Source organism: Streptomyces sp. NPDC005799 (genome assembly GCF_040630525.1).
Lineage (GTDB): Bacteria > Actinomycetota > Actinomycetes > Streptomycetales > Streptomycetaceae > Streptomyces > Streptomyces griseorubiginosus_B.
On record NZ_JBEXXQ010000102.1, the window covers coordinates 1 to 11,936 of the forward strand.

9 protein-coding genes are annotated in these 11,936 nt (G+C 65.9%); 7 read left to right on the forward strand and 2 right to left on the reverse strand.

Features of this window, described 5'->3' with window-relative positions:
* Window positions 1–92: 92 nt before the first annotated feature.
* Together ABZ453_RS48660 and ABZ453_RS48665 are read right to left on the reverse strand one after the other, a co-directional pair.
* On the reverse strand, window positions 93–1,061 hold the full coding sequence (locus ABZ453_RS48660) for a hypothetical protein (protein WP_359026166.1): 969 nt from the start codon (window positions 1,059–1,061) through the stop codon (window positions 93–95).
* The gene (locus tag ABZ453_RS48665) at window positions 1,061–1,993 is read right to left on the reverse strand and encodes a ParA family protein (protein WP_359026168.1); all 933 of its coding nucleotides are present in this window, start codon (window positions 1,991–1,993) and stop codon (window positions 1,061–1,063) included. Before ABZ453_RS48665 ends, ABZ453_RS48660 begins: the two co-directional genes overlap by 1 nt.
* A 1,197-nt stretch (window positions 1,994–3,190) precedes the next feature.
* On the opposite strand from ABZ453_RS48665, the gene ABZ453_RS48670 reads away from it, so the two are divergent.
* The 7 genes from ABZ453_RS48670 to ABZ453_RS48700 form a co-directional block, all read left to right on the forward strand.
* Window positions 3,191–3,412: a helix-turn-helix domain-containing protein gene (locus ABZ453_RS48670; protein ID WP_359026169.1), complete on the forward strand. Its 222-nt coding sequence runs from the start codon at window positions 3,191–3,193 to the stop codon at window positions 3,410–3,412.
* Window positions 3,409–4,125: a Clp protease N-terminal domain-containing protein gene (locus ABZ453_RS48675; RefSeq protein WP_359026171.1), complete on the forward strand. Its 717-nt coding sequence runs from the start codon at window positions 3,409–3,411 to the stop codon at window positions 4,123–4,125. Before ABZ453_RS48670 ends, ABZ453_RS48675 begins: the two co-directional genes overlap by 4 nt.
* Window positions 4,126–5,147: 1,022 nt before the next feature.
* Window positions 5,148–5,576 (forward strand): DUF6188 family protein, encoded by a 429-nt coding sequence (locus ABZ453_RS48680; RefSeq protein ID WP_359026173.1) that lies wholly within the window; start codon window positions 5,148–5,150, stop codon window positions 5,574–5,576.
* 181 nt (window positions 5,577–5,757) lie between these two features.
* The gene (locus ABZ453_RS48685; protein WP_359026177.1) at window positions 5,758–7,020 is read left to right on the forward strand and encodes a ParA family protein; all 1,263 of its coding nucleotides are present in this window, start codon (window positions 5,758–5,760) and stop codon (window positions 7,018–7,020) included.
* Window positions 7,017–8,225: a ParB/RepB/Spo0J family partition protein gene (locus ABZ453_RS48690; protein ID WP_359026175.1), complete on the forward strand. Its 1,209-nt coding sequence runs from the start codon at window positions 7,017–7,019 to the stop codon at window positions 8,223–8,225. The genes ABZ453_RS48685 and ABZ453_RS48690 overlap by 4 nt, the downstream gene beginning before the upstream one ends.
* A gap of 240 nt (window positions 8,226–8,465) precedes the next feature.
* Window positions 8,466–10,289 (forward strand): DUF2637 domain-containing protein, encoded by a 1,824-nt coding sequence (locus tag ABZ453_RS48695; RefSeq protein ID WP_359026179.1) that lies wholly within the window; start codon window positions 8,466–8,468, stop codon window positions 10,287–10,289.
* A 1,573-nt stretch (window positions 10,290–11,862) separates the two neighbouring features.
* Window positions 11,863–11,936, forward strand: a 74-nt coding sequence (locus ABZ453_RS48700; protein ID WP_359026181.1) for a hypothetical protein, incomplete at its 3' end; no start/stop codon positions are given.

Below are 11,936 nucleotides of genomic sequence, written 5' to 3' on the forward strand. Positions count from 1 at the left end.
GTCCGGGAAAGAGGACACGGGCCGACCATCAGCCCACTACACTCACCGAAACCGCCCCTGAACAGGGAAAACGTCAAAGTGCTGCTGGAGTACTAGTTCGGCCGACGCACCGCCACCGTGCGGCCAATCTTGTTGAGGTCGGTCGCGATTGCGTCCAGCAGAGCGACAGCTGCCGCCGGGGACTCCTCCAGCGCACGCCTCACCGCGGGCCTACTCAGACCTTTGGCCGCCTCGCGAACAAGGGCCAGCGTCTCCTGCAGCCGCTCCATATCCGCCGATACAGCGCTCGAGACGTCACTATCACCATGCGTGTCGTCCGACTCCCCAATTGGGGAGCCCTCGCCCTGGCCGAGCGAGGTGATGGTGTGGACTCCGGCGCTGTCGCTCCCTGACTGCCCGCCCTGCCCAGGCTGAGCGTCGGCTCCCGATGGCGCAGGTGGGGGAGTGAGTACCGACCGAACCATTGATCCGATCTGCGCCGGCGACAACTCCTCCGTCAGGGGCGGCAACTGGCGGGCTACCTGCTCGAGGAGCTTGGCGGTCACACGCTTTCCGGAACGGGCGACTGCGTCGTAGACCGCTACAGCGGCCCGATCGCCAGCGGACCGTTTGATGTCGGTCAGCTGCCGGATTTGTGACTCGCGCGGCCGATGACCAAGGTGATTCAGCTCCTCACCGATGCGCCATTCGTCCATCAGCCGATACACCTGGGACTCGGAGATCTCCCAGTTCGCCCACACGAACTCGGCGAAGTTGCCGTAGCCCTCGTTACGGTGCAAGTTGCCGGAGGCCATCGTCTCCAAGGACTTGCCGGCGATCCAGAAGGCGTTGTGCAGGTTGTTCATCCCGGCCTTGCATGCCTCGAGGGTCTCCTTCTCCTGAGCCGAGAGCTCGCCATCGCCGGCCGGGAGGCGAGGTTCAGGGATGGACTCCAGGGTAGTGCCGACCGGCGCCTTCACCACGACGGTGGCCTCCTGCAGCATCGCAGTCAGCCCACCGCCCATCAGTCCCTTCCCCTGCGCCGGCGCGTCAGTCGGGTCCTCATCGAATACGCCGCTCATCAGTCGGCAGCCTTCCTGCAGAGTGCGTCGATTTCTGAAGTCAGCAGGTCCATCTCCTCAGCCAGCGGCTGGATGGACTGGGGGATCACATCAGCACGCGACGCACGGCCCGCCGCAACGTCGTAGCTTTTCGCGCTGGTAGGCAGGAGCGCGGCGTACTCGCCGAAAGTCAGGCCTTTCCGGCGTGCGTTGACGGCCGGCATCTCGCGGTAGCCGACGATCACGGATGTCATCGGTGTGCTCGGTCCGAGTTCCTTGAGGACCTCCGCCCGTACTTCGTCATGCAGTTGCGTCGCGCTCGGATTCGAGCCGTAGAGGCACGCGCCGGCGACCTGGAGATAGGGATTCAACTGCTTGCGCACCAGCTTGTAGTTGCGGGCGATACGCCGCATGCCCCGGATAGACGTGTCATCAGAGCGGGTGGGTACGAAAAGCCACCGCGTGGCTGCCAGCGCCAGTTGCTCCAGGCTGTCCTGTTCGGGCGCGCTGTCGAACACGATCTGGTCATACCAGGGGGCGAGCGGAGCGAGAGCGCGCGCAAGGGAGGACACGACGTGAATGCCTTCCACCGGCATGCGCGCGGTCAGCAACGTCAGTAGCTCACCGACAGCCTCGCCGCCGGGAACGACATCGAGGTTGGGACGAACTTCGCGCACGGGCACCAGGGGAGTGCGTTCCTGGATCGACCTGTACAGACCTAGGCCGTTGAGGACTGAGGGCCCTTCGGGCCTGATGCCCCGGCTGAACCGCTCGATGCCCAAGTCGTCGTCGTCCTGGCTGGTGATACAGATCAGGAGGGTTCGCTCGCCGCGGGCAGCGTGCCACGCGGCCTTGTGGGCGGCGATGGTGCTCTTGCCGACTCCGCCCTTGCCCGTGCCGATCATGACGGCGTTCTGGGGCGGCTCGATGAATTGCACCGCATCGCTCAGCACGGGAAGCGGCCTCCTCTTCCATACCGCCGCGCCCCGGGATGACACGCGGCAGGGGCATCCTGGCATACCCGGCCCCCTGAGGGCCCTTGGGCTGTTGTTGCGGCTCCCACAAGGGCAATCCGTCCGCGCCTCCGACGCGGATGGCCACCGCACAGTGATCGCGTACACCGCCCACCAGGCCCCGTCATCGATCCCGCGGCACAGGCCAACCTCCTATACGCCTTCTGGGAGGTTGATGAGACTCAATTCCCCTGCTTGATGTCCAGGTTCGGACAGCCGCGGTTTGCACAGGCTGCTCGACTGTGTTCTCGGGGTTTCTGTGCTCTCGGATGGGCGCGTCCGGTAGAACGGAGGTGCTCCTGCTGGGGCGTGACGGACGCAGACGGTACGGCCCAGCAGGAGCACCTCCAAAGGCTTTCGGGGTGGAGTGATTACGCCGTAATCACTTGTGCACGCGGCCGACCCTGTCCTTGGGTGATTACGGCGTAATCACCCAAGGACAGGGCTGGCGTCTCCGGCCCGGTGAGCAACGCCTCGTCGAGCACCGGCGCGGGCGCGAAACGATGTGGTTGGTCCTGCCGCACTCGCGCCCGCCTGAACGCGCTGCGCATACCCTGCCGATTGGCGATGGGATCGCTAGCCTGCCGGTCGTCGACGGATTGCCCGAGTAACTGGCGAGGGCTGCGGTGGAAGGGGGTGGCCGAAGCTCTCCAGGCAGGCCTGTCGGGCCGTCACTTGGCGCACGAGCCTCCGGGCGGGTAAGCATGATTCGCGGTCCGGAGCCGTGGCCGTTCCCCCCTCGCGCCCGACAGTGCCGACACAGCCGCTGACACCGAGACCGTCTGGACAACTGTCCTGGCTCATCGAAGTTAGTCGTTCGCGGGGTGCTGACCTGCGTGGACTGGATTGACATGGACTCGGTTCGCTGAGACGGATCGGGCCTGAGCGTTTTCCCACGGGGGAGTTCGAGAGCTGTCCCGTCTTCGATGAACTGGTCCCAGTCTCAGGCGAACTGGCCCGGTTCGCTCTACGTCTCACGCGAAGTCGTTCGCCGTCCCGGCGTCAGATGCCTGATCGACGAGCACGCGCCGGCAGCAGAAGAACCCGGACCAAGACAGCTGGACTGTGTTGCCGCGCATCACTCCGCGCCGTCAGCATATGTTGACGCCCCTCGCCTGTCAGCATACGCTGACAGGCATGCAGAACACACTCGAAATCGCCGAGGGTGCTGCCAGTAACGACCCGGACGTCGGGCTCCGTGCAGTGGCTGCCCTGCGAGAACTCACCGAACGGCTGGAGATCCTCCAAGTCGAGAACGCACGCAAGCTGGGATGGACCTGGCAGGAAATCGCCGAGCGGCTCGGCGTCACCAAGCAGACCGTGCACCGCAAGTACGGCCGACTCATCGGGAGGCGATGATGTTCGAACGCTTCACTCCCGGCGCCCGCACCGTCATGGTCTACGCCCAAGAGCACGCCCGACGGCTCGGACACCACTACATCGGCTGCGAGCACCTCCTGCTCGCCCTCGTCTCCACCGACCAGCCGGCGAACTCCGTTCTGCGTGAGCACGGTGTCACGCCAGCACGCATCGAGGAGGAGATCGTCCACCTGATCGGACTCGGTGCCGGATCGCCCCCGTTCGGCGCCCTCGACCGGGACGCGTTGGCCTCCATCGGGATCGATCTCGACGCCGTGTGCGCCAGGATCGAGGAGTCCTTCGGTCCCGAAGCCCTCACCCGGGCAGGCAAAAACGGCCGCCGCGGGTCCCGCCCGTCCAGGCTGAATCCCCGGCGCGGAATCCCCCCGGGCCTCGTACGGCACTGGCGTCGGCGGCGCCGCACCCGACACACACTCCTGACCGCACGGCCCCCCGCTCCCGCCGGTCTCTATCAGGCCGCTGGCGCCCGAACCACCGGGCACATCCCCTTCACCGATCGCGCCAAGGAAACCCTGGCGGACGCCGTTCGCGAGGCTCAGGCCCGGCACGACCCCCACATCGACACCGGGCACCTCGCTCTCGGGCTCATCGCCAACAAGGGCGGGCTGGTGCCTTCCCTGCTGTCGGCGCTCGACGCGTCAGCCCCGGCGCTGCGCGCCGCGATCGTTGACCGCTACCGGCGGGCGGGCTGATCCCGCTCCCTGTCGGATCGCCGACTTCCCCGGCCGACATCCGCTAGCCCAGGACCAGATCAACCGACATTCCCGGCACCCTCGCGTCTCAACCGATCTGGTCGCCACAGGTCACAGACCCGAGCCTGGGCCAGATCGTTTGAGACGGGACAAGAGCGTAACGGCTCATTCGTTGCCTCCATCAGAAGGGTGAGCGCATTCCGGGCTAGGCTCCGTTCAGACTGACCGGGGGATGAGATGGAACGGTGGCCTGAGGGTCCCGCCGCTGATCCGGAAGCGGCGCGGGAGCGATATGACTCCGACATGCGGTCGGTGCGCAAATCTCTGCGAGAGGTGATCAGGGCAGATCTGCCTGCTGCGCACTTCGGTCTGGGGATCGTCATCGTCGCGAGCGCGATCGTGGGCTTGCGCGTGAGACCCGTCGCTGGGGCCCTTGTAGCTGGCGCCTTTGCTGCTCTGCTCCTTGTTGCTCTGGTGGTCATGTTCATTCGTGGCATGCGAGGTCCGGACGCGGGGCGACGGGCCTATCTCTTCACCTTCGGTTGGGCGAACTGGGTGTAGGCCCGGTGGGGACTCGTCACCGACGACTCGACACGCCAGATCCACTCCAGCCGGTACAGCCAGCACCCCACCGCCCTCAACTGCGCGACTAGGTTCGCTGAGACTGAAGCCCGAACGACTCGGTTCGCTGAGACGACGACACGATTGAGTTAGTCAGGACACGCGTGCCTTCCGTTCGTCTGCCCTAGCTCCGACAGCCGATCCAGTGATTACGCCGTAATCACTGGATCGCGACTTACAGCCTCCCGCGCGGACGCCGCAGCCGTTGTTGTCTCAGCGAACCGAGTCGTCCGGGCTTCAGTCTCAGCGAACCTAGTCGCGCAGTTGAGGGCGGTGGGGTGCTGGCTGTACCGGCTGGAGTGGATCAGACGGGGCCGTACATCGAGTCGTCGGACGTGGACGCGGGGCACGGACGTGGAAATCCCATGGCTCTCGACTGCCGAATCAGCCAAGGTGCAGGAGTGAGTACTGAAGAGAGTCCCGTCGAACACGAGGACCGGTGGCTCCTGAACCTTCGCGGCAGGGGCGTCACCAAGATCAGCGTGGACTTCCGGCTCGTGTTGGCCTTCGACTCTGACTGGGAAGTTGCATTGGAAGCACCCGTCAACCTCTCGCACGGGACAGCCCACGCCAACCCGTCCGTGCTCCTGGACCCGGAAGCGCAGGATGTCGCAGAGTCCCTTGCACTCTTCGGAGCGAAGGTCCTGTCGGCGGTCGCGTTCAACTCCGGCACCCTTCGTCTCGTTTTCGACACAGGCCACCACCTGACCTGCTCACCCGATCCCGCCTTCGAAGCGTGGCAAGCAACGGGTCCAACAGGATGGCGCTTCGCGTCACTGCCTGGAGGCGGCCTCGCCGTCTGGGCCGGCTCAGGAGCGAGCGAGTCCTAGCCGCGGCACGTGATGCGGCAGGCACAAGACTTGCCGTCTTGCTCGACGAACTGAGTCCACGTGTCTCATCCGTTCCAGTTCATGCTGGTCAGCAGCACGCGGACGGCCAATTTACACCCAACTTAGCCTAGCTAACGTGTCGATGCTGTATTTGATCACTTGCGTTAGTATGGTGTCCTTCATGAGTTCGCCAGCCACCTCCAGCGACCGCGAGAAGGTCGTCTCCAAACTGCCGGGATGGCTCCGGCAGAACCTCAAAATCAGAGCCGCCCAGCACGGCATCGAGATCCAGGCCGCCGTCGAGCAAGGCATCAGCGACTGGTGCGGCCTCGCCTTCACCCCGGCCACCATCGACACAGCCGGCGCCGACTCCTTCTCCACCTTCCTCCCGTCCGGGCAGTGGGAGGAGTTCCGGCAGATCGCCGCAGACCGGCGGGTCTCGCTGATCCAGGGCCTCGCTCAAGCCGTCCAGCTCTGGCTCGACGCCAACCCCGCCCCGGACATCGAGCGCCCCGCGATCACCCGCCGCATCGTCGTCTGCAATCAGAAAGGTGGCGTCGGCAAGACTGCCATCACTGCCGGGCTCGGCCAGGCACTGGCCGAAGACCCCAACTCGCTGCACGCCGTGCGCGTGGCCAAGGCCCTCGCCAAAGCGCTGCGTGCGAGCGAGACGGACGACGAAGCCAAGCCGGACGACGACCTATTCGACATCGAGAATCTGCCCGGACTGGGTCTGCGGGTGCTCCTCGTCGACTTCGACCCGCAATGCCACCTGACCAACCAACTGGGCGGCACACCGCTGCCGATGAACGGTGACAGCCTCACCAACCACATGGCCGGCGACCCCAAGGGCGACCTACGCGACCTCATCCTCTCCGTCGACGAGGAGACGTTCGAGGGCCGACTTCACCTTCTGCCCGCCTGCAACGACGCCTTCCTGCTCGACGTCCGCCTGTCCGCTGTGCGCGCCCGGGAAGCCGCCCTTGAGCGGGCACTGGCGCCGCTCGAAGCCGACTACGATGTCATCATCGTCGACTGCCCGCCCAGTCTGGGCCTCAGCATGGACGCCGCCGCCTACTACGGGCGCCGACGCGACGGCGAAAAGCCAGGCCAGTCCGGGGCCCTCATTGTCGTCCAGGCCGAGGACAGTTCCGCCGACGCCTACGAACTGCTCACCACGCAGATCGACGACTTGCGCGGTGACCTGCAAGTCGACATCGACTACCTGGGCATCGTCGTCAACCTCTACGACGCCCGCCGCGGCTACATCGCCACCTCTTCGCTTCAGGGATGGGTGGACATAAAGGATCCGCGGGTCGTGGGACTCATCGGAGACCTCAAGGAACAGAAGGAAGCCGTCCGAGTGAAAAAGCCTCTGCTGTCCTATGCACCGAAATCGCAGCAGGCGGTTGGCATGCGCGCGTTGGCGAGGGAGGTCTCGTGAGCAAGGCCGACCAGCTGGGCGCCGGACGATTCGGCGGGGGAGTGCGCCCGGTCAGCGCACGCCGCCAGGCAGTGGCTGCCGCCACGGGTGTCCCGACCGAGGGTGTTGCGGCACCCACAGAGATCTCCGTCGACCGGATCAGCCTCAATCCGGACAACCCGCGCTCCGACCTCGGCGACCTCACCGACCTTGCGGGCAGCCTGAAGACCCACGGCCAAAAGCAGGCAATCACGGTCATGAACCGCGACGCCTACATCAAGGCCAACCCCGAGCGCGAACCCGACCTCGAACCGAACACCACCCACGTCGTGGTCGACGGCAGCAGCCGGCTCGCCGCTGCCCGCGAAGCGGGCCTTGCCCAGCTCAAGGTCATGGTCAGCGACGACCAGGGGACCACCCCCGAGGAGCTCCTCGAGTCCGCGCTCGTAGCCAACATCCATCGCCAGGACCTCGAAGAACTCGACGAAGCCCGCGCTCTCCAGCGCCTGCTGGACATTCACGGCAGTCAGCGAGCCCTGGCAAAACGCCTGCACCGCTCCCAGGGCTGGATCTCCCAGCGGCTCGCCCTTCTCAACCTGGCTCCAGCACTCCAGGCCCGTATCGGCGTAGAGCCCATCGACCTGCTGCGCGCTGTCGGCAACAAGCCAGTTGACCAACAGGAAGCCGCTCTGGAAGAGCTCAAGGCGGATCGGGCGCGTAAGGAAGAGGAGGCGCGGGCAGCGAAGCGCCGGAGCGCGCAGCAAGCGCCTGGTGTCGGCGAAGACACGACTGGAAGGAGCGGGGCCGGTGATTACGGCGTAATCACCGGCGGTGCAGCTGACCGCTCAGCGGTGGCTGGCAGCGAAGCATCGGACGCGAGTGACGGCGAACGATGGGAGAGCCCGGCCGCCTCCCCTGAGGCGCCGGCTTCTGGACGAGTGGCTCGCCGCGCAGCAGCTTCCGCGGGTTCCACGCACTCGCGGCAGAGCGCTGCGGCGGACGGGCCATCGGATAACGGTTCAGGGAGGGTCCCGCCAACCGTCCCCGTGCAAACCACCCCCGCCGAGCCCCCTCAGGCGGGCAACCAGCAGCTCAAGCGTTTCCCGTACGAAGAAGGCGCGCTCGCAGCGCAGCTGCTGATTCACAAGATGCCGCTTGAGGAGTTCGACACGATGCTGGACCTGCTCATCAAGCACAGGGACAGCCAGGCGGCTTCCGCTAGCTGATGTCGTGCCGTGCAGGTGGCCAGACGGCTCCGTCCGTCTGGCCACCTGCACGGCTGACTTGATGGGCTGGCAGTCTGTGCGTGCGAGGACGCGCGTTGCGCCTTTCTCTACGTCCGGCCATCCTTGACGGTGGGTCAGCGGGAGCTATCAGTTCCCGATCATGGGAGGCTCAGAATAGCCAGTGGTCGGGTTCGATTGGGGGAGTGGTCCGTGGCTGAAGAGAAGGACGGGATATCCCTAATGACCCGGGGACACCGCGTTCTCATCGGCGTGGTCGTGACCGGCGCCGTGATCATCGCCGGAATCGGCTTCGCCGGTTCGTACGCGGCGGTCCGCGAGTTGGCCATCAAGAAGGGCTTCGGGAACTTCGCGTACGTGTTCCCGATCGGCATCGACGCCGGTATCTGTGTTCTGCTCGCCCTGGACCTCCTCCTGACCTGGATCCGCATCCCCTTCCCGCTGCTGCGGCAGACGGCGTGGCTGCTGACGGCGGCGACGATCGCCTTCAACGGCGCGGCGGCCTGGCCGGACCCGCTGGGCGTGGGCATGCACGGCGTGATCCCGGTCCTGTTCATCGTCGCCGTGGAGGCGGCCCGGCACGCGATCGGCCGCATAGCGGACATCACGGCCGACAAGCACATGGAGGGCGTGCGGCTCACCCGCTGGCTGCTGTCCCCGGTCCCGACGTTCCTGCTGTGGCGCCGTATGAAGCTGTGGGAGCTGCGCTCCTACGAGCAGGTCATCAAGCTGGAGCAGGAACGTCTCGTCTACCAGGCGAGCCTTCACTCCCGTTTTGGCCGTTCCTGGCGACGTCGGGCGCCGGTGGAGTCCCTGATGCCGCTGCGGCTGGCCCGCTACGGCGTCCCCTTGGCCGAGACGGCCCAGGCAGGGCTGGCTGCCGCGGGGATCGACGAGCCGCCGATTCAATTCGCTGCCGAGCTGCCCCCGCTTCCGTCTCAGCGGCAGAGTCCGGAAGTTGATGCCCACGTTGCCCAGGTGAAGGAACTGGTGCCGGTGTGGGGCGCGGAGCCTGACCCGATGAAACAGCCGCGAACCGCAGCCTCAGCGGCGTCGCGCAGCCTGGCAGGCCGTGGGAGTCCTGAGCACCTCGCCACCGCCTATCAGAACTGGCTGGCAGCCTTCGGGCTCGAGCCAACGAGCGCGCAGTTCGCTATGTGGCTCCAAGACCAGTACGGCATCGCCACTGCAGCCGGCAGGCCGCTGTCTGCCGAGCAGCTTGAACCGCTGCTAAGGAGTTTCCGGCAGCGCTACAGGTCGGCAGTCGAGCGGGGGAGTGAGCCCGAAGCTCTGCACGACGCGGACGGCGGATGGTTCGACTACTTCTACAACGCTTGGCTCACCTACGCGCAGGAGCACGGGATCTACCCCGATGCCGCCGAACTCGCCGCGTACGTCTACGAGCGGGACCAGATCACCGGCGGCAACGGCCAGCCCATCACAGGCGCAGACCTGGAGTCCTTCATCTCCGCCTTCCAGCAGCGCGAGTTCCACGAGACGGAGCCGCCCGCCGACGAGGGAGCTGTCGGCGCGCCCCTCCTGAACGAGGACGAGTCTGAGAGGACACGGGCCGGGGCTGGCGCTCGCCCCCCTCAGGAGACGCGAAGTCCCCGGGTGAGTGCCTCCGTTGACGAACCGGCCGCCGAGGACGAGGCGATCGGGGAGCTCGCAGGGCTCACGACTGTCGACCGCTACTACCTCGCCTGGACCGAGTACCAGACCGAGCATGGCGAGGAGCCCAAGGCCGAGCAGCTCTCTGCCTACCTCGCTGGGACGAAGGGCATGACCGGCCGCGGCGGAAGGCCCGTCAGTCCGTCCACCCTGCGCCGCTACTTCTTGCCGTTCCGTGTCTACAGCCTTTGGGCGGGACACCGGTTGCGCAGTGAAACTCCGTCCCTCGACGCCATTGCGCAGGAGTGCGCAGACCGCGGGATCACCGCGCAGCATAACCGGCCTCTCACTGCCGACTACGTCGCAGAGCAGGTTGCCGACTTTGAACGGCGCTGGCAGGCGCTGACCGGCCACCACGCCCAGGCAGCGCGGTAAGAAGCGCTGACGCCTTGGCGGTGTGCAATGGCGAGCAAGCCCGGCTGCGCAATTGAGAGAGAAACCGCAGCTCAGTGAGGCATTGCGCAGACGTCGAGCCGATTGCGCAGCCTGGTAGATCATTGCGCAGCCGTGCGCCGCAGGCGGTGCTCAATTCAACACTCGGAAGGGGAGTCGTGCATGCCCTGCGCGTTGAGACGGACGCCACCCGTTAACGACTTTGACCTTCCGCAGGCCGATGCGCATTCGGTGATCCGCGCGTTCGCTGGTTCCTCCAATAACGTCGACCGGCGTATCGGCAACGGGTCGTGATGCACCTTCACCCGGAGAACATCACGCCTGGGCCATGGGGAGCACCTGGCGATGGATGACGCTCTACCTACTGGCCAGGCCGATTCCCGTGACAGGGCCGACCGAACTCCGCGAACTGACGGCGCTCACCAGGGTGAGTAGCCGCTTGGCAGTGAAAGCTGGTGGTGTGCGAAGACAATGTCTCTCACGCTCGACGGCGGCCGGGGCGAGACGAGACAGCACGGGGAACGCCAAGTACCAGCCGTCGGTAGTGACCGTGGCACCATGTATCGCATGACGATGAACCGAAAGGTACACGCCGCGTAGACGGCCAGGACAGATCCGTGCCGGAGCCCCCGGCTGCCACCGGACCACAGGCGCAAGGCTGGTCATCGACGGCCTGTCCTCACGTGCACTGTCCGTTCGCGGAGAAGTGAACCGCCTTCGAGAACCCCGTGAAGACCGGTCCAGCTCCGACTCAAGGCAGGTCACGGTACGTAGGAGGTGCAGGGGGCGACTCAACCTCGTCGGGAAGCCGGGACGTAGATCGGTTGCCTGTCCAGGCTCCGTACAAGCCCGACAAAGCAACGCAGACCATGGCAAGGGAGTTTGTCGACACTCCCAGAAGAAGCAGACCGACCCCCGCAGCGAGGATCGCGATGAAGACTGCCGAGTCGAGGCGGTTGTGTGGATGCATGTTGGGCGCCTTCCAAGTGCGACGAACCACTGGAAGGCCAGGCCGCAAGATGCTCTGATTGTCCGTCTGACGACCAAGACTGCTTCCGCAGGCCACCGCGCGGGAAAGTCGAGGATATCGCGGACAGGGGGCTGGATGCCGGGACGAGGAGGGGGCAGGCCGTCCGGTCCGCTGAAGGGCGGGACGGCCGAAGCCGATGCGCTCGCTTCGTGGCTTCGCGAGCTCACGCGAGACAAGACCGTCCGGTGGTTGGAGGAGCGGTTCCCTTGCGGTCGCAATCAGTGGAGCGAGTTCCGTAACGGCAGCAAGCTGATCCCGAAGTTTCTGATCGCTGACCTGGTCAAGGAGCTCGTCCAGAACCCTCAGCTCCGTCCGATGAAGCAGAGACAGGGTGAAGTGAGCTGACCCCGGTTTCGTGGAGTCCCTGAAGCCAGGTTTATGATCCTGGGCCGAAGGAGATCCACGAGTAGTGCCAGCACCACGTAAATACCCGGACGAGCTCGGTGAGCGTGCCGTCCGTGAGGTCCGTACCACCGGCCGTCCTTCGCGCATGTCGCGAAGGACCTGGGCATCCACAAGGAGGCCCTGCGCGGCTGGGTCCGCCAGGCCGAGGCGGACAGCGGAGAACGCGACGACCGGCTGACCAGCGCCGAGCTTGC

What these genes read in the sequence shown, in the direction of transcription:
- ABZ453_RS48660 (WP_359026166.1), bottom strand. Translation starts at nt 1,061, where the DNA reads ATGAGCGGCGTATTCGATGAGGACCCGACTGACGCGCCGGCGCAGGGG.
- ABZ453_RS48695 (WP_359026179.1), top strand. Translation starts at nt 8,466, where the DNA reads ATGACCCGGGGACACCGCGTTCTCATCGGCGTGGTCGTGACCGGCGCC.
- ABZ453_RS48675 (WP_359026171.1), top strand. Translation starts at nt 3,409, where the DNA reads ATGATGTTCGAACGCTTCACTCCCGGCGCCCGCACCGTCATGGTCTAC.
- ABZ453_RS48685 (WP_359026177.1), top strand. Translation starts at nt 5,758, where the DNA reads ATGAGTTCGCCAGCCACCTCCAGCGACCGCGAGAAGGTCGTCTCCAAA.
- ABZ453_RS48670 (WP_359026169.1), top strand. Translation starts at nt 3,191, where the DNA reads ATGCAGAACACACTCGAAATCGCCGAGGGTGCTGCCAGTAACGACCCG.